At 65.6% G+C, this 17,292-nt stretch carries 20 protein-coding genes; 6 read left to right on the top strand and 14 right to left on the bottom strand.

Going from position 1 to position 17,292, the window contains the following annotated elements; all coding sequences use genetic code 11:
• Positions 1-6: 6 nt before the first annotated feature.
• The 3 genes from IE122_RS15705 to IE122_RS15695 are packed head-to-tail and all read right to left on the bottom strand — an operon-like array spanning position 7 to position 1,876.
• Positions 7-801 (bottom strand): VOC family protein, encoded by a 795-nt coding sequence (locus IE122_RS15705; RefSeq protein WP_308430422.1) that lies wholly within the window; start codon positions 799-801, stop codon positions 7-9.
• Between the two features lie 2 nt (positions 802-803).
• Positions 804-1,175, bottom strand: coding sequence for a DUF1428 domain-containing protein (locus tag IE122_RS15700; protein WP_189622201.1), 372 nt, complete (start codon positions 1,173-1,175; stop codon positions 804-806).
• A 23-nt stretch (positions 1,176-1,198) separates the two neighbouring features.
• Positions 1,199-1,876, bottom strand: coding sequence for a glutathione S-transferase family protein (locus IE122_RS15695; RefSeq protein ID WP_189622200.1), 678 nt, complete (start codon positions 1,874-1,876; stop codon positions 1,199-1,201).
• Positions 1,877-2,020: 144 nt separating this feature from the next.
• Here IE122_RS15695 and IE122_RS15690 point away from each other — a divergent pair, with 144 nt between their 5' ends.
• The 3 genes from IE122_RS15690 (at position 2,021) to IE122_RS15680 (ending at position 4,580) form a co-directional block, all read left to right on the top strand.
• Complete coding sequence (locus IE122_RS15690; protein ID WP_189622199.1) at positions 2,021-2,725, top strand: HxlR-like winged helix-turn-helix transcriptional regulator; 705 nt, start codon at positions 2,021-2,023, stop codon at positions 2,723-2,725.
• Positions 2,726-2,797: 72 nt separating this feature from the next.
• Positions 2,798-3,790 carry a cobaltochelatase subunit CobS gene (cobS, locus tag IE122_RS15685; protein ID WP_189622198.1) on the top strand — a complete coding sequence of 331 codons (993 nt, stop codon included), beginning with the start codon at positions 2,798-2,800 and terminating at the stop codon, positions 3,788-3,790.
• Between the two features lie 4 nt (positions 3,791-3,794).
• Positions 3,795-4,580 (top strand): energy transducer TonB, encoded by a 786-nt coding sequence (locus IE122_RS15680; RefSeq protein ID WP_189622197.1) that lies wholly within the window; start codon positions 3,795-3,797, stop codon positions 4,578-4,580.
• Between the two features lie 3 nt (positions 4,581-4,583).
• Here the strand turns inward: IE122_RS15680 and IE122_RS15675 are convergent, their stop codons facing one another.
• The 3 genes from IE122_RS15675 to fmt all read right to left on the bottom strand — a co-directional run bounded on the left by IE122_RS15675 (position 4,584) and on the right by fmt (position 8,264).
• The gene (locus IE122_RS15675) at positions 4,584-6,362 is read right to left on the bottom strand and encodes an MASE1 domain-containing protein (protein WP_189622196.1); all 1,779 of its coding nucleotides are present in this window, start codon (positions 6,360-6,362) and stop codon (positions 4,584-4,586) included.
• Positions 6,363-6,475: 113 nt separating this feature from the next.
• Complete coding sequence (gene truA, locus IE122_RS15670; RefSeq protein WP_189622195.1) at positions 6,476-7,219, bottom strand: tRNA pseudouridine(38-40) synthase TruA; 744 nt, start codon at positions 7,217-7,219, stop codon at positions 6,476-6,478.
• Between the two features lie 136 nt (positions 7,220-7,355).
• Complete coding sequence (fmt, locus tag IE122_RS15665) at positions 7,356-8,264, bottom strand: methionyl-tRNA formyltransferase (protein ID WP_189622194.1); 909 nt, start codon at positions 8,262-8,264, stop codon at positions 7,356-7,358.
• Positions 8,265-8,322: 58 nt separating this feature from the next.
• On the opposite strand from fmt, the gene recR reads away from it, so the two are divergent.
• Positions 8,323-8,919, top strand: coding sequence for a recombination mediator RecR (gene recR, locus IE122_RS15660; protein WP_189622193.1), 597 nt, complete (start codon positions 8,323-8,325; stop codon positions 8,917-8,919).
• Positions 8,920-8,934: 15 nt separating this feature from the next.
• Here recR and IE122_RS15655 read toward each other — a convergent pair whose 3' ends face one another.
• A complete protein-coding gene (locus IE122_RS15655; protein WP_189622192.1) occupies positions 8,935-9,114 on the bottom strand; it encodes a hypothetical protein in 180 nt (59 codons plus the stop codon).
• Between the two features lie 173 nt (positions 9,115-9,287).
• Between IE122_RS15655 and def the strand changes: the two genes are divergently transcribed.
• Together def and IE122_RS15645 are read left to right on the top strand one after the other, a co-directional pair.
• On the top strand, positions 9,288-9,857 hold the full coding sequence (gene def / locus IE122_RS15650; RefSeq protein WP_189622191.1) for a peptide deformylase: 570 nt from the start codon (positions 9,288-9,290) through the stop codon (positions 9,855-9,857).
• Between the two features lie 81 nt (positions 9,858-9,938).
• Positions 9,939-11,462 (top strand): DNA recombination protein RmuC, encoded by a 1,524-nt coding sequence (locus IE122_RS15645; RefSeq protein ID WP_189622190.1) that lies wholly within the window; start codon positions 9,939-9,941, stop codon positions 11,460-11,462.
• Positions 11,463-11,727: 265 nt separating this feature from the next.
• On the opposite strand, the gene IE122_RS15640 is transcribed toward IE122_RS15645, so the two are convergent.
• The 7 genes from IE122_RS15640 to IE122_RS15610 form a co-directional block, all read right to left on the bottom strand.
• Positions 11,728-12,534: a TrmH family RNA methyltransferase gene (locus IE122_RS15640; protein ID WP_189622189.1), complete on the bottom strand. Its 807-nt coding sequence runs from the start codon at positions 12,532-12,534 to the stop codon at positions 11,728-11,730.
• Between the two features lie 18 nt (positions 12,535-12,552).
• Entirely contained in the window at positions 12,553-12,831 is a 279-nt protein-coding gene (locus IE122_RS15635; protein WP_189622188.1) for an HPr family phosphocarrier protein, read from the bottom strand.
• The gene (locus IE122_RS15630; protein WP_189622187.1) at positions 12,828-13,232 is read right to left on the bottom strand and encodes a PTS sugar transporter subunit IIA; all 405 of its coding nucleotides are present in this window, start codon (positions 13,230-13,232) and stop codon (positions 12,828-12,830) included. The genes IE122_RS15635 and IE122_RS15630 overlap by 4 nt, the downstream gene beginning before the upstream one ends.
• A 66-nt stretch (positions 13,233-13,298) precedes the next feature.
• Positions 13,299-14,243: an RNase adapter RapZ gene (gene rapZ, locus IE122_RS15625; protein ID WP_189622186.1), complete on the bottom strand. Its 945-nt coding sequence runs from the start codon at positions 14,241-14,243 to the stop codon at positions 13,299-13,301.
• Positions 14,244-14,308: 65 nt separating this feature from the next.
• Positions 14,309-14,755 carry an HPr kinase/phosphorylase gene (locus IE122_RS15620; protein ID WP_229814261.1) on the bottom strand — a complete coding sequence of 149 codons (447 nt, stop codon included), beginning with the start codon at positions 14,753-14,755 and terminating at the stop codon, positions 14,309-14,311.
• A complete protein-coding gene (locus tag IE122_RS15615) occupies positions 14,748-16,361 on the bottom strand; it encodes a sensor histidine kinase (RefSeq protein WP_189622184.1) in 1,614 nt (537 codons plus the stop codon). Before IE122_RS15615 ends, IE122_RS15620 begins: the two co-directional genes overlap by 8 nt.
• Positions 16,342-17,112: a response regulator transcription factor gene (locus IE122_RS15610; protein ID WP_189622183.1), complete on the bottom strand. Its 771-nt coding sequence runs from the start codon at positions 17,110-17,112 to the stop codon at positions 16,342-16,344. The genes IE122_RS15615 and IE122_RS15610 overlap by 20 nt, the downstream gene beginning before the upstream one ends.
• Between the last annotated feature and the right edge of the window lie 180 nt (positions 17,113-17,292).

Below are 17,292 nucleotides of genomic sequence, written 5' to 3'. Positions count from 1 at the left end.
GTCCGCTCAGGCGTGGCGCGGGCCGACGAGGCCGAAGAACGCGCCTTGCGGGTCTATGGCATGGGCGCTGAATTCGCCGCCGGGGATTTCCATCGGCTCGCCCAGCAGTTGCCCGCCGCCAGAGTTGACCGCCGCCACCGCCGCGTCAATGTCGGGCACGCCGATATAGAAGGTCCATCCGGCCCTGGGCATGAAATCGGCCTTCTTCATGATCGCGCCGATCGCCACGCCGTCGCACTGGATGAAGCGATAATCGCCCAGTTCGCCCATCGGCATCGCGGCGTCCTGGGTCCAGCCGAAATGGCGGGTGTAGAAATCGACCGCAGCCAGATCATCGGTCGCGACCAGTTCATTCCAGCGCACGGTCTGCGGGCGATCGACAGTGAACACGTCGCTCACCGCATCGGGCGCATCGGCGGGGGGCTGCGGGGTCATCACATAGAACGGCACCCCTTGCGGATCGGCGACCATCGCCATGCGGCCGACGCCGTCCATGGTGATGGCGGGCATGTGGACCACGCCGCCTTCGGCCACGATCTGGTCCACCTTCTCATCGACATCGGGCACGCAGATATAGCCGAGCCAGCCGGGGCGTGCGCCGTTCGCGATCATTTCGGCGCTGAGCGCGAGCGCGCCGCCGGCGTGGCCGCCATCGTCACGCCCGATCATGCGATAATCGACCCCGGCATCGGTCACCATGCCCGGGGTGATCTTCCAGCCGACGACCGCGCCGTAGAAAGCGGTGGCGGCGTCGATGTCGCTGGTCATCAGCTCGTACCAGATGAAGCTGCCTGCGGTCACGATCACTCTCCCAATTCGACGACGGCTTCGAAACCGCCGAAGATCATGCGCGCGCCATCGAACGGCACCGGGTTCTTTTCAGGGTCACAACGGGGATCATCGCGCATCCGTTCCATGACTCGTCCCATTCCGGCATCGCGTGTGGCCTTGTCCGGCCATTCGATCCAACTGAAGCACACCGCCTCTTCCTCCTTGGCCGCCACGGCGCGGTAGAAATCGGTCTGCTTGCCGGGCGGAACGTCATCGCTCCAGCACTCGACCACGCGCAGCGCGCCGTGTTCGAGGAAGACCGGATCGATTTCGCGGGCATGGGCGATGAAGCGTTCCTTGTCCGCGTGCGGAACGGGGATCACGAAGCCATCCACATAAGTCATCGGCATTCTCCCGGTGTTATCGGTCAGGTGCGCGCGGGTTCGGGGGCATTGCGCGCGAAAGCGGCGAGCTGATCGGCCAGCGCGGTCTGGAACGCGGGGCGAGCAGTGCCGCGCTCGACATAAGCAGCCAGCGCCGGGCGATCGACCAGCATGTCGGCCAGCGCGAGGTTGCGCAGCACCGTGACCATCGCAATGTCCGCGATCGAGAAGGCACCGGCAAGCCATTCGAAATCGCCAAGCTGCGCCTGCATCCGATCGAGCCGCTGCCCGACCGCCGCGAGCAGCGAGGGCTTGCGCAGCTTCGCCCATTCCTCGTTCTTCGAGAAGGTATTGATGTTCGACAGCTCGAACAGTCCCGGCTCGACCGAGTTGAAGGCGGCGAACAGCCAGCTCAGCGCGCAGGCGCGTTCCTGGCCAGACGGGGCGAGCAGCCGGCCGGTGCTTTCGGCGATGTGCAGCAGGATGGCCCCGCTTTCGAACAGCGTCACCTCCCCATCGCGCAGGTAGGGGACCTGGCCCCACGGCTGTTCGGCGTAGTACCACTCGGGCCGGTCCATCGCGCTGACCAGCCGCTCGCGATAGGGCAGGCCCAGTTCCTCGCAGGCCCAGCGGACCCTCAGGTCACGGACGAGGCCATGCGCGAAGGGCGGGACCCAACTGAAAGCAGTGATCTCAAGCTTTGCTTGCGGATCGATCGGCATCCTCGCGTTCTCCCTTGGACCCACCCTGTCCCGCTGGCGATGAGGCGGCCGGCGACTGCCTCCGGAATGGTAGCGAGTCGGTCTTGCAGGAGCGTGGCAGCGTGGTTACGGATTTCAACTTCATAGGTACAAAAAGAAACCGTTATGGGTCGAGCAGACACATCCCCCGCTGGCAAGCGGGGCGAAGTCCATGGCCGCTGGTATGCCGACGGCTGCGGGGCCGCGTTTGCGATGGAGCTGATCGGCGAACGCTGGACCTTGCTGATCGTGCGCGAGATGATGCTGGGTGGCCGCCGCTTCACCGAACTGCGCGCCGCGCTGCCCGGCCTTTCAGCCAAAACGTTGACCGAGCGGCTGGGGTCGCTGCAGGCGCTGGGGATCGTCGAGAAGCGGCACTTGCCGCCGCCCGCTTCCGCGCAAGTCTATGCGCTGACCGAGTGGGGCAGGGGGCTGGAGCCGGTGATGCAGGAACTGGGGCGCTGGGCCGTCCGCTCGCCGCTTCACGATCCGCAACTGACGATGACTCCGGTGGCGCTGCTGCTGTCGATGCGCACGATGCTGGCGGCGGAGCGGGTGGGCGATCTGGGCCTGTGGATCGGGTTCGAAATCGCCGGGCAGCATTTCGCCGGGCGGCTGGCGCACGGTGAATTGTCCGTCCACCCCGGCGGAGAGCGGCTGGCCGCGCCTGACCTGCGCTTCACGGCACCTGATGCGCGCGATTTCCTGCCGGTATTCTATGGCAAGAAGGCACCGGAGGAATGCGGATCGCGGCTGACCATCGAAGGCGATCCCCGGCTTGCGGCGCGGTTTCTGGCGCTGTTCGAATTGCCGGCCAAGCTGACCGGATAGAGCGACGGCGGTTGCGCCGGGCTGCGCAATCGGTGTTGCGGCGCAGCGCGCGCTTCGTTAGGCGGGTCTGCCATGAAGGAAGCTGCCCTGACCATGACCGAATCCCGCGATCGTACCGTCCTTGCCGCCCCCGATATCGAACTCGACGTGCGCGAGACGTTCGGGATCGACATCGACATGAAGGTTCCCGCCTTTTCCGAGGCGGACGAGCGCGTGCCCGATCTGGATACGACCTATGTGTTCGATCCGGATACCACGCTGGCGATCCTGGCCGGCTTTGCGTTCAACCGCCGGGTGATGGTGCAGGGCTATCACGGTACCGGCAAGTCGACCCATATCGAACAGGTGGCGGCGCGGCTCAAGTGGCCGTGCGTGCGCATCAACCTTGATGCCCACATCAGCCGTATCGACCTGATCGGCCGCGATGCCATCGTCCTGCGCGATGGCTTGCAGGTGACCGAGTTCCGCGAAGGCCTGTTGCCCTGGGCGCTGCAGCATCCGGTGGCGCTGGTGTTCGACGAATACGACGCCGGCCGCCCGGACGTGATGTTCGTGATCCAGCGCATCCTGGAAACCGAAGGCAAGCTGACCCTGCTCGACCAGAACCGGGTCATCCGCCCGGACAAGCATTTCCGCCTGTTCGCCACCGCCAACACGGTGGGCCTCGGCGATACATCGGGGCTTTATCACGGTACCCAGCAGATCAACCAGGGCCAGATGGACCGCTGGAACATCGTCGTCGGCCTCAACTACCTCGCGGCGGACGTGGAGACCGAAATCGTTGGGAAGAAGGTGCCGCAGATCGACGCGGGCACTGTGGCCAGCATGGTCAAGGTTGCCGATTTCAGCCGCCAAGGCTTCATCAACGGCGATATCTCCACCGTGATGAGCCCGCGCACGGTCATCACCTGGGCGCAGAACGCGGCGATCTTCAACGACATCGGCTTTGCCTTCCGCCTCTCGTTCCTCAACAAGTGCGACGAGACCGAGCGGATGCTGGTGGCGGAATACTATCAGCGCGTGTTCGGCAAGGACCTGCCGGAAAGCGTCGTGGGGAAGGCGTGAGGCGATGCGGGAGGCAGTTTGGGCAACAGTCTGCCTTTTGCTGACCGCCGCCTCGGTTCCGGCTCGCGCCGAGTCCCCCGTTTCAGGGGGCAAGATCAGCGCGGTCGAAGAGCCGGGAGCCGCACCACCTCCGCCGCCGTCTACGGTTTCTCCGACGTTGCCAGGCTCTGGTTCGGGGTCGATCATCCTGAGTGGTGCCGTTACCGATTTCCCGGAGGCAGCGAAGGCGCTCGGCCATCACGGAAAAGTTGTTTTCTCGGTGTTGGTCGGCGCAGATGGGACCCTGCAGGCTAGCGAACTTGTGAACAGCAGCCATTCACCTCTGCTTGATGCGGCGGCGACGCAGGCATTGGAGAAGGCGAAATTCAGGGTGGCTGCAATGGCTGGCAACCGCCAGGGGGAATTGCGGGGCCAGGTCGTTTACAAGTTCTACAAATGGGAGTTGCCCGGGGATGACCGCAGATTTTCGGGTTATTCCTGCGCCGATTTCACGCTCGATCAGGACTGGTGGGACTCAGTCAGTCCGGAAAAGAATGGAAAGCGCGAGCCCGATGCTCTCGACCGCATTCTGCTGGGATCGCGCACATTGCTTCAACCCGGTGGCGTCTTTGCCGGTGGCCTTGCTGGCTTTCGCAGCATGGTAGCGGCCCATCGCGCCGAATGGGATGCCGCGCGAATGAAATGCAGAAGCCATCCGGACCAGATGTTCGTCGATGTTCTCGAGGCTCCCAGTCGCAAGATGCTCCTGTCCCTGACGCAGATGGACAGGCGCGCGCAAGAGCGCAGATAGGCCTCACGCCGCGATCAGGATACCGTTCCGGCCGGTGCGGCGGATTTCGCGCAGGGCGCGGTCGGCGGCTTCGAAGGCGTCGTCGAGGCCGATGGTCTGGTCCAGCGTCGTCATGCCGCAACTGATGGTGGCGATGATCGAGACCGTATCGCGGGTGTAGACCGGGGTGCTGCGCACTGCCTCGATCAGCCGTTCGCCGATGGTTCGGGCCGTGGCCAGATCGCATTCGAACAGGATCGCGAATTCATCGTGCCCCATGCGGCCGATGATGTCGGTCTCGCGCAAGTGCACGGCGAGCCGCCGGGCGATCTCACCCAGCACTGCGTTGCCCACTTCGTGGCCATAGGTTTCGTTGATCGAATTGAACTGATCGATATCGATCAGCGCAAGGCAACTCGCACCGCCCTTGCGCTTGGTCGTCGCGCCGATGCGGCGGAAGGAGGGGCGGGTCAGCACGCCGGTGACATCATCGGTCTGAGCCTCGGCGCGCACCGCGCGCTCGGCGGCCTTGCGCTCGGTCACATCGCGCAGGACGATCACGAAACCGGCGGTATCGGCGGTTCGGGGGATCGGGCTCACGGCAGCTTCCACCGTCAGGTGACTGCGCAGCAGCGGGGTGAATTCCAGGCGTTCGCCGCCTTCCGCTATGCGCTCGACATCGGCCAGCATCCGCCCCAGTGCCGGCGGGGCGAGCAGGCAGAGCACTTCGGTGGTCCGGCCCAGGATGGCCGCGCGGTCTATGCCGATCAGCCGTTCGATCGGGCCGTCGGCCCAGCGGCAGGCACCGTTGCCGTCAAAACCCAGCACCACATCGCGCGATTGGCCCAGGATCAGGCGCAATGCCTCGCCGCGTTCGGCCACGATCTGCAAGGCTTCGGTGCGGGTCGAGACCGCCGCGCCGATCGGCAGCGCGGTCAGCAGCAGCACCGCGACGTAGACCTGGAAGTAGAAATCGCGCAGTTGCAGGTCCCCAGCGATCATGTTGAGCGGGCCGTGGCCGAGGAAAGTCTGGACGGCACCGACCAACGCCAGGATGACGATGCCGAGCTGGATGCCGAGCCGGCCGGTGCGGAACGCCAACAGCGTCAGCGTGGTGATCGGCAGGAACAGCAACGGCATCCGCGCGACCGCGAACACGACGTAGGCGGTGATCGCGTGCGAGGCGTGCAGCACCAGCACTTCCAGCCGCTGCATGCGGCTCATCTTCTGGATATTGCGGACATAGCTGCCGTCGAACAGCGCCGCCAGGCACGGCGTCGCGATGAGGTAGCCCATCGAATTGCCCATGAACCAGCGCAGCACCTGCGGGCCGAACGGCTCGCCATAGTTCACCATCGACACCACCGATCCCGCGAGTGCGCCCAGCAACGGCGCGACGATACCGGCGGAGAGGATGAAGATCGCCACCGTGGGGAGATCGCGCAGCAGATTGTCCACCCGCCCGGCGCGGGTCAGGATCAGCGCGGCGATGCAGCTTTGCGCCATGTTGATCGCGCCATAGGGCAGCACCCCTATGCTCCATCCGCGGGTCACCGCGTTGGCTGCCAGGTTGGCCACCCAGCCGGCGGCCAGGATCACCGGCCAGTGCTTGCGGGCATGTTGCAGCAGCAGCGCCAGGATGACCGCATCGGCGGGCCACATCGTCGCATGATTGCGCCCGTCGCTGGTCAGATGAATAGTCGCCGCCGCGAGCACGAAATAGCACAGGGCCGCCGTCAGTGCGGCGTCCGCACCCCGGCCCCGGCTGTCACCGTGATCCACGGAGATTTCGGCGCTGTTCATGCGATGACATTTGAAGGCGATCTGGTTAAGACTTCGCTTACAAAACCGTCATCCGCGTCCCGAATTGGATCGATTTTCTGCGGAAATCCGTCGCGGCGGCGTCCCGGATCCGATTATTTTGGATAAAACGCGTTAACGAAATATAGCCCCTCCGGCGGAGCATTATGGCCCAGCGCAGACCGGTCGCGCGCGGCCAGCGCATCGGCGATCCGGCCCTCGGGCCAGTGGCCCAGGCCGACCAGCGCCAGGCAGCCCACCATCGAGCGTACCTGATGGTGCAGGAAGCTGCGCGCCGACGTCTCGATCAGCACCGTCTCCCCCTCGCGCCGCACCGCGATCACGTCGAGCGTCTTGAGCGGGCTGGCGGACTGGCATTGGGTGGAGCGAAAGGTGGTGAAATCGTGCTTGCCGACCAGCGCCTGCGCCGCGCGATGCATGGCAGCGGCATCGAGCGGGCGGACCACCTGCCAGGCCCGCCCGCGCTCCAGCGTCAGCGGCGCGCGGCGGTTGGCGATGCGATACTGGTAAGCACGGCCGATGCAGGAAAACCGGGCGTGCCAGTCATCAGCCACTTCCACGCAATCGAGCACCGCGATCGGCGCGGGCTTCAGCCGCGCATTCATCGCTTCCATGAAACGGAACGGGCTCAGCGGCTTGGGGCTATCGAGATGCGCCCGCATCCCCAGCGCATGAACGCCGGCATCGGTGCGTCCGGCGGCATGCATGATGACGCTTTGCCCCAGGATCGTTTCCGCCGCCTCTTCCACGCATTGCTGCACCGATGGGCCATGCGCCTGCCGCTGCAGACCCATGAACGGGCCGCCATCGAATTCGAGCGTGAAAGCGAAGCGGGTCACTGTAGCCCTCTCCCCTTCAGGGGAGAGGGTTGGGAGAGGGGGGCGTAAGGGCACATGCCCCTCTCTACTTCGGCTAGGGCGGCAAGCGCCCAAGCCTGCGTATCTCTCCCCTGAAGGGGAGAGAGCGACGCGGCCCTCAACACAACCGCGTCCCCGCCGGTATCGGTCGCCCGCGCAGCAGCACGGCGGTGTCCATCGCCGGTTTGCCCGCGCGCTGGATGCGGGTGATGCGCAGGGCGGCGTCGCCGCAGGCGACTGTCAGCGCGTCGTCCAGGGTTGTGCCCGCCGAACCTTCGCCATCGACCACTTCGGCCGTCAGCACTTTGTAGCGTTCGCCCTCCAGTTCGAAGAACGCGCCCGGGGCCGGGTTCATCGCCCGGACCAGCCGTTCCACCTGCCCGGCGCTTTGGCTGAAATCGATGCGGGCTTCGGCCTTGTCGATCTTGCGGGCATAAGTCACCCCGGCATCGGGCTGCGGGACCGGGCGATGGTGGGGGAGGTGGCGCAGGGTTTCCACCATCAGGGCCGCCCCCTTGTCGGCCAGTTCGGCGGTCAGTTCGCCGGCGGTCTTGGTTTCGATCGACGTGCGGATGGTGGCCAGCATCGCCCCGGTATCAAGCCCGGCTTCCATCTGCATGATCGTCACCCCGGTGGTGGGATCGCCGGCCAGGATCGCGCGCTGGATCGGCGCGGCACCGCGCCAGCGCGGCAGGATCGAGGCGTGGATGTTGAGGCAGCCCAGGCGCGGCGCGTCGAGCACCGGCTGCGGCAGGATCAGCCCGTAAGCGGCCACCACCGCGATGTCCGCCGCAAGATCGGCAAAGGCGGCCTGTTCGTCCGCGCGCTTGAGCGAGACCGGGTGGCGGACCAGGATATCGAGCGCTTGCGCGGCCTGATGGACGGGGGAAGGGGTCAGTTCCTTGCCGCGCCGCCCGCCGGGGCGCGGCGGCTGCGAATAGACAGCGCCGACGTCATGCCCCGCCGCAACCAGCGCGCGCAGCGCCGGCACTGCGAAATCGGGGGTTCCCATGAAGACGATGCGCATGTGGACGGACGGGCCTCTCGGCTTTGCAGGACGGGCGGCAAGCCCTATCTCCGGCAACATGGCATCGCAAGAGATCGAACGTCTGACCGCCGCGCTCGCCCGCCTTCCGGGGCTGGGCCCGCGATCGGCCCGGCGCGCGGTGCTGTGGCTGATCAAGCGCCGCGAAGGTGCGCTGGTCGAACTGGTCGAGGCGCTGGGCGCGGTGCGCGCCACGCTCGTCGAATGCGGCACCTGCGGCAATGTCGACACCACCGATCCATGCAGCATCTGCGCCGATCCGCGCCGCGATGCGCGCGCGCTGTGCGTGGTGGAGGAAGTGGCGGACCTGTGGGCGCTCGATCGCGCGCGGCTGTTCACCGGCCGGTATCACGTGCTGGGCGGCCGGCTTTCGGCGCTGGACGGCGTGCGGCCCGAGGATCTGACGATCGACCGGCTGCTGGCACGGGTGGCTGCGGGCGGCATCGATGAGGTGCTGCTGGCGATGAACGCCACGCTGGAGGGGCAGACGACCGCGCATTATATTGCCGAGCGGCTGGAAGGTCTGCCGGTGCGGGTCACCCAACTGGCGCATGGCCTGCCGGTGGGCGGCGAGCTGGATTATCTGGACGAAGGCACGCTGGCGCAAGCTATCCGCGCGCGGCGGCCGCTGGGTTAGATCAGGCCGTTCGAATCAGGACAGCCACCAGGCTGCCAGCGCGATCCAGCATACGGCGGAGAAGCCGACCGCGAAGACCATGCCGTTCAGAACATCGCGCGGGCGTTTGCGCGCGATCCATTCCAGTTCGGGCAGCGCATCGTAGGCGCGATAGGGCGGCGCGGCGGCGGCGAAGCTGTGATGATCGTAATACATCGTCCTGTCCCCTTTTGCGGGTGACGCCCGATCCGCGCCGATCCGCTTTTGGCTGCTTGCTGACACAAGTAATATAGGAACAAAGTTGAACGTCCGTTAAATCGTTTGTAGCGAATTCTCTGATCGTCCGGTCCCTGCTTGCACTCCTGCCCGCCCGCGATTATCTGCGCCTCATGGCCATTCGCGAAATCATCGAAGTCCCCGATCCGCGCCTCAAGCAGATCTCCGAACCCGTCACCGTGTTCGACGAAGATCTGCGCACGCTGATCGCCGACATGTTCGAGACGATGTATGACGCCCCCGGGATCGGGCTGGCGGCAATCCAGGTGGGCGTGCCGCTGCGGGTGCTGGTGATCGACCTGCAACCCGAAGATACCGAGGCCGAGCCGGAACTGTGCACCACGCACGGCGGCCACGCGCATTATCACAAGGTCCACAAGCGCGAACCGCAAGTGTTCATCAATCCCGAGATTCTCGACGAATCGCAGGAATGGTGCGCCTTTCAGGAAGGCTGCCTCTCGGTTCCGGAGATTTATGCCGAGGTGGAACGCCCGGCCCGGATCCGTGCCCGCTGGCAGGATCTGGACGGCAATTTCCATGAGCAGGAACTGGAAGGGCTGATCGCGGTCTGCCTCCAGCACGAGATGGACCATCTCGAAGGCATCATGTTCATCGACCACCTGTCGCGCCTCAAGCGGCAGATGCTGCTCAAGAAGCTGGACAAGCTGCGCCGCGCGGCGTGAGTTTCCGCTGCATTGGCCCGCGCCGGGGATAAATCCGGCGCTGGGCTGGCGTTCTCTTAATGTTCCGGCTATAGTGGCGGCATGGAAATTGCCGTCACCGCCATTGTCGCCCTTGTCATCGGCCTCGCGCTGGGCTGGCTGCTCGCTTCGCGGGCGGCCGCACCGCTGCGTGCCGAAGCCGCTGTGCGCGAGCGCGCGATGGCGGAGCTGGAGGAGCGGTTTCGCAAGGCTATCGTCGATCTGGCCGCCGAAAGCGAACGCGCGCGCCGGGCGGATGATCTCGGCCAGGCGCTTGACGCGGCGCGGGTCGGCCATGCCGAAACGCTGGACCGCCTGCGCCTTGAAGCGGCCGGAACGCTGGAGCGCGCCCGGCAGGACCATGCCGCGCAAGTGGAGGCCCTGCGCACCGAACAGCGCCAGCTCGCGTCCGAACTTGCCACGCTGCGGGAAAAGACGGCCAACTTCGACGAACAGAAGCGGCTGCTGATCGAGGCGCAGGAAGCTTTGCGCAAGGAATTCGAGAACGCCGGGGCAAAGGTTCTGGAAGGGGCGCAGGAAGCGTTCCTGCGTCGCGCCGATGCGCGCTTCACCGAGACCGAGAAGGCCAATGCCGAGCGCCTGCGCACGCTGCTGGCCCCGGTCGGGGAGCGGCTGAAAAGCTATGAGGAACAGGTCACCGCGCTGGAAGCCAAGCGCGTCGATTCGTTCGGCCAACTGACCGGTCTGATCCAGTCGATGCGCGAAGGGCAGGAAAAGGTTCGCGAGGAAGCGGCGCGGCTGGGCAACTCGCTGACCAATGCGCCCAAGGCGCGGGGGCGCTGGGGCGAACGGGCATTGCAGAACGTGCTCGAACAGTGCGGCCTGTCCGAGCACACCGATTTTGAGTTGGAGCACTCGCTCAACACGGATGAGGGGCGGCTGCGGCCGGATGCGATCGTGCGCATTCCCGGCAACAAGCAACTGGTGATCGACGCCAAGGTCTCGCTCAATGCGTATCAAGCGGCGTTCGAGGCTGTTGACGACGATACGCGCAAACGTCACTTGGATTTGCACGTTCGCTCAATGCGCAATCATGTACAGACGCTCGCAGCTCGATCGTATCAGAGCCAGTTCGAAGACACCCCGGATTACGTAGTGATGTTCGTTCCTGGCGAACATTTCGTCGCCGCCGCACTTGAACAGGACCCGGGGCTGTGGGATTTCGCGTTTCAAAATCGCGTGCTTCTCGCGACGCCCACGAACTTGGTAGCTATTGCTCGGACAGTTGCACAAGTTTGGCGGCAAGATGGTCTTGCTCGTGAAGCCAAAGAAATAGGGCGCATGGGTGGCGAACTATATGACCGGCTAGCCATGGCCGCCGAACATCTTAAGCGGGTAGGTAGTGGCCTAGAAACCGCTGTTACCAATTATAACAAGTTTGTCGGTAGCTTTGAGAGCAAAGTTCTAGTATCAGGCCGCCGGCTTCGGGACAAGCACATCGAAATTGGCAAGCGCGAGATTGAAGATGTTGCAACTGTTGAATCCCGACCGCGCTATGGTTTGGCTGATGCGGCGAATATAGCGGATTTCGATGATGAATTGCCGGAATCTGATGTGGCAAAGTAGGTTGCTGCATTGACGGCACCTCACCTCGTCCAATTGGCGGTTTGAACGATTTTGCGCCACTTCCGGCGTGGCGTTCCTGCGTAACGCTGAGATTATCCAAAAAATTCGTCAATCCCGCGAAGGCGGGAACCCAGCTCCTGACGGTTCGTGTTGCACGAACATCAGATGGGTCCCCGCGTGCGCGGGGATGACGAAAAGAAGGCAGGGATAACGAAAGAGAGCGGAGTGACGAAGAAAAGAGGCGGCGGCACTCACCGCCGAACACTCACCCCTCCAGCCGCGCCAGCGCCTCATAGGCCAGCACCGCGCCCGCAACAGCGGCATTAAGGCTGTCGGCGCGGCCGCGCATCGGGATTGTTACGCGCAAGTCGCAGGCTTCCTCATACGAAGCGGGCAGGCCTTGCGATTCGTTGCCGACCATCAGGAAACAGGGCGCGGCGTAAGCGGCGATGCGATAGTCGGTGGGATCGCGCAGCGATGCGGCGACCAACTGGCCTTCGCTGGCGCGCAGCCAGCCGATGAATTCGTCCCAGCGCGCGCAGGCCAGCTTCTGGGTGAAGATCGCGCCCATGCTGGCGCGCACCGCTTCGACCGAGAACGGATCGGCGCAGTCATCGATCAGGATCAGCCCGCCCGCGCCGACGGCATCGCCGGTGCGCAGCATCGTGCCGAGGTTGCCGGGATCGCGCAGCGCCTGCGCGACCAGCCAGATCGGTGCGGCATGGCGGTCCAGCGAAGCGATGCGGGTATCGAATTCGGCGAAGACCCCGGCCACCGCCTGCGGGTTGTCCTTGCCGGTTACCTTGGCGAGGATATCGACGTCCATCTCGACGATCTCGCCCCCCGCCGCCGCGACTGCCGCTTCGAGCGCGTCGAGCAGCGGGTGCGGTTCGCGCCCGGTGGCCATCACCAGCATTTCGGGCAGCACGCTGCTGGCGCGCGCATCGGTCAGCAGGCGCAGGCCTTCAGCGAGGAACTTCCCCTCGCGCCGACGATGCTTCTTGTCGCGCAGCGAGCGGAGGAACTTGACCAGCGGATTGGAAAAACCGGTGATGGTGCGGCGCAAGGCCAAGGCGTCAGCTCCAGCCCGTCACTCTTCGCCGAAACCGTCGCGCACGAGGGTCGCGAGGTGGGCGAGGGCGTCTTCGGCACCTTCGCCGGAGCAGCAGATCTCGATGGTATCGCCCTTGGCCGCGCCCAGCATCATCAGGCCCAGGATCGACCCGCCCTCAGCCTCGGTGCCGTCCTTGCTGACGACGACGCGAACCGATCCCGGAAGTTCGGCAACATTGTTGACGAACTTGGCACTGGCCCGGGCATGGAGCCCGCGTTTGTTGACGATGAGTACAGCTTCGCGGCAATCGATCATGCGTCCTGCCCCAGATACTCGGACGCGATGGTTATGTAATTGCGCCCGGCGTCGCGCGCGGCGGCGACTGCTTCGCGCAATGGCATGCAGCCGCGGGCCTTGGCAAGGCGGATCAGCATGGGCAGGTTGATGCCCGCGATCACTTCGACATTGCCGGCATGCATCAGCGAAATGGCGAGGTTGGACGGCGTGCCGCCGAACAGGTCGGTCAGGATGATGACGCCGTTGCCGGAGTTCACCCGGACGATGGCCTGGGCGATATCCTCGCGGCGCTGTTCCATATCGTCGTTGGCTTCGATGCACACGGTCGCCACATCGGCCTGCGCACCCACGACATGCTCCATCGCCTTGACGAATTCGTCGGCAAGCTCGCCGTGCGTCACCAGAATCATGCCAATCATCTGGCCGTCATGCTCCGAGTCTTGTCTGAATGCATCGGGGTGCCCCAACGCGCCTTAACGTCGCCTTCACGTCACTGCGCCCCTTTCGAGCAGGTCGGTCGCTCGCGATCCCAGGTTGCGGTGCAGCAATGTGGGGGAAAATCCATTCTGGCGCAAGCTTTCGGCGATCTGCTCCGCAGTGAACACCGAACGGTGCCGCCCGCCGGTGCAGCCGAAGGCGATATGCACATAGCTTTTGCCCTGCGCTTCGAAGCGCGGCAGCAGCATCAGGATCAGGTCGCGTATGCGTGTGAAAGCCTCGTCAAAGGCCGGGTCGCGGCGGATATAGTCGCCAACGGCGGCATCCCTGCCTGTCATGGGACGAAGATCGGCGTCCCAGTGCGGATTTTCAAGAAACCGCATGTCGAAAACGAAGTCCGCAACCGGCGGCATTCCGCGCGAAAAGCCGAAGCTGGAGATGGTCAGCACCAACTTTTCATCCGTGCCGACCGCGAAGCGTTCGCGGATCAGCCGCTGCAGATCGTTCGTGGTCAGTTCGGTGGTGTCGATCAGCATTTCCGCCCAGCGCCGCAGCGGGCTTAGCAGTTCGCGTTCGGCCCGGATGCCCGAAGCGGCGGGCGTATCGCTGGCGAGCGGGTGTCGCCGGCGGGTTTCGTTGTAGCGCCGTTCCAGCTCCTGGCTCGAACAGTCAAGGAACAGCGTACTGAGTTCCAGTTCGGGACGGTTGGAGAAGGTCTTGATCCGGCGGATCACCTGTTCGGGATCGAAGCCGCGGGTGCGGGAATCGAAGCCGATCGCGATCGGCGCGCGCACGCCCGGTTGGCCGCCGCCGGCCCCGGGGGTTTCCATCAGCCGGTCGAGCAGGCGGATGGGGAAATTATCGATGATTTCCCAGCCCAGATCCTCCAGCTCGCGCAGCACGGTGGTCTTCCCGGCACCCAGCATGCCGGTGACGAGCAGCAGGCGTTGCGGGGGAAGCGTGGCGCTGGAAACGGCAGAATCGTCTGGCATGAAGCGATCACTTTGCGCCCGGCACCGGGGAAAAGGAAGGGGGTGTCGCCGTCACCGCCGAACCTTCAACCGATTTGCGCGCCGTAGCGATCGAGCGCGAGTTCGACCTTGCGCGGCAGCAACGCCGGCTCGGGCCAGAGGCGCAAGTGGGGCAGCGATACGCCCAGCAGCGCCACTTCTTCCGGCGTCTCGATGAAGCGCGGCGCGGCGGGATCGAGGTGGATCGACAGCGCCACCGGCACATCATCCGCGCAGGGAAACGGCAGCAGGCCCAGGTTGCGCACTTCGAGCAGCCCGCGCGTCTGCGGATGCGGCGCGGCGTAAAGCGTGCCGGCGCGTGCTTGCAGCATGACGCTGTCATCGCCGACGAGCAGCGCGCCGCGATCGATCAGCATGAGCGCGAGGCTCGACTTGCCGGTTCCGGGTGCGCCGGTGATCAGCACCGCGCGCCCGCCGATGGCGATGCAGGTGGTCTGCCGGGCGATGGGTGAGAGGGAGGGCGGCTCAGCCACCGGCCGCATCCTCGCGTTGCCATGCCGGAAGCGAGACCAGCAGCCGCGCGCCGGGCCGTCCATCGTGGCGTGGCAGGGCTACCAGCTTGCCGTAGTGGGCCTCGGCAATGGTCCGGCCGATCGCCAGCCCGAGGCCGCTGTGCTTGCCGAAAGCCTCGTCCGAGGGGCGTAGCGAATGGAACCGCTCGAACACCTTTTCGCGCACCTCGGCGGGGATGCCGGGGCCGTGATCGGATACCGCGATCTGGACGCGCGGGCCGCTGCGCGACAGCTCGACCTCGATCGCCGTTCCTTCGTGCGAGAACGACACGGCATTATCGAGCAGGTTGTGCAGCACCCGTTCGAGCTGGGCGGCATCGCCTGCCACCACGAGATCCTCGGCGTCGCGGCGGCTGACGAGGACGCGGCAGGCCCCGTTGACGCCGCGCTGATCGCGCTCGCCCACCAGGCCGTTGACCAGCCGCCACATATCGACCGGCTCGAACGTGGCGCGGCTCAATTGCGCGTCGATCCGGCTGGCGTCGGCGATTTCGGTGACGAGGAAGTCGATCCGCCGTACATCGTCAGCGGCAATGCCGAGCAGTTGCCGGCGCAAGTCCGGATCGGCCACCCGATCAAGGCTTTCCAGCGCGCTGCGCAGCGAGGTGAGCGGGTTCTTCAATTCGTGCGCGACATCGGCGGCGAAGCTTTCCACCGCGTCGATCCGCTGGCGCAGCGCGGCGGTCATGTCCGAAATGGCGCGGGCGAGCAGGCCGATCTCGTCACGCCGGTCGGGCAGGCGGGGAACCACCACGCTGCGATCACGGCCCAGCCGCACGCGCACCGCCGCGCGAACCAGCTTGCGCAGCGGCTCGACGATGGTCCGCGCCAGGAACAGAGAAAGCAGGATCGACACGCCAAGCGCGCCGGCCACGATGATCGCGAGCGTCTGGCGGGCCTCGCGCACGTTCTCGGTAATGTCCCGCGCGTTGCGGGTGACGAGCAGCGCCGTGCCGCCGGTGCCGACCGGCGTGGCGGCGACAATGACCGGCGTGCGATCCGGCGCCGCGAGCTGGTGCGTGCTGGTGATGCGCTTGGCCAGCGCGGTGCGGATTTCCGGCCAGTCGGCCGCCGTGGTGTCCGGCGCATCGTGATAGCGCGGGATCGGCGGCGCGCCGAGGATCGCGTCCATCCCGCGATCGAGCATGCGGGCGGTCTGCTGGTACCACGGTTCGGTCGCGGGATCGATCAGCACGTAGGAGGGCGGGGCGAGGCGGAAGGTGTCGGCCAGCAGCCGGCCATCCGCGCCGTAGAGCCGCAGGCGCAGGTCCTGCCGCGTGCCGATCGCGACCATGATCCGGTCCCGCTCCGCCCCGGCCGCGCCCGACAGCGCATCGGCGGCGATCTCGGCCTCGCCCCGCGCCAGGCGGAAGCGCTCGGCCAGCAGTTCGCGGCGATAGCTGTCGATATAGAACAGCCCGCCGGCCATCAGGGCCAGGGCGATGATGTTGACCGCAAGGATGCGCGCGGTGAGCGAGACGCGCCAGGAAATGCCGAGCCGGGTTGCGGTGAAGCGGTGCAGCGGTGAAAGGAGATCCCGCTCCGACCTAGCCGTCCGAAAAGGCATAGCCGGCACCGTAATGGGTCTCGATCCCGGCGAACTCGGAATCGACCGCGCGGAACTTGCGGCGCAGGCGCTTGATATGGCTGTCGATCGTGCGGTCATCGACGAAGACGTCTTCGTGATAGGCCGCGTCCAGCAACTGGTTGCGGCTCTTGACCACGCCGGGCCGCGTCGCCAGCGCTTCGAGGATCAGCAGTTCGGTCACCGTCAGCGCCACCGGCCGGCCACCCCACGCTACTTCGTGGCGGGCCGGATCAAGCCTCAGCCGGCCGCGCACCAGTGCCTCGGGCACGCTTTCGGCATCGCGGTCCTCCGGTGGGACGCCGGCCAGTTCCGCCCGGCGCAGGATGGCGCGAATGCGCGCCACCAGCAGGCGCTGGCTGAACGGTTTGGTGATGTAATCATCCGCGCCCAGCGCCAGCCCCAGCGCCTCGTCCGGCTCCTCGTCCTTCGATGTCAGGAAGATGACCGGCAGGCTGGACTGCGCGCGCAGTGCTTGCAGCAGGCGCAGGCCGTCCATGCGCGGCATCTTGATATCGAAGATGGCCAGATCGGGCGGGTTATCCAGTAGCGCGCGTAGCGCCTTTTCGCCGTCGGTATAGACGCGGGTTGCAAAGCCTTCGGCCTGGAGGCCGATCGACACGGTGGTCAGGATGTTGCGATCATCATCGACGAGCGCGATACATTTGCGGCCGCCGGGGCTGGGCAGCGACTCGGCGGTGGCCGGCTCCGGGACCTGGGGGCTTGCTGTCATGCTGCAGTGCAAACGTAATTTTCCGCCTGCCTGCGTTGCTAGCGCTTCGGATCGGCCCTGACAATTGCGGATTTGCGCCATCCCCAGCGGGTATGTGTGCACGATAAGGTTCCAATTTTGCGCAATTTGACGGAAAAGGATGCGTCGACTATTCGCCGCTCGATTCTTGGGACGGAATTG

Origin of the sequence: Novosphingobium colocasiae, assembly GCF_014652555.1 — a bacterium.
GTDB lineage: Bacteria > Pseudomonadota > Alphaproteobacteria > Sphingomonadales > Sphingomonadaceae > Novosphingobium > Novosphingobium colocasiae.
The sequence above is the reverse complement of the archived record's forward strand: the minus strand, read 5'-3'. Positions and strand labels throughout refer to the sequence as shown.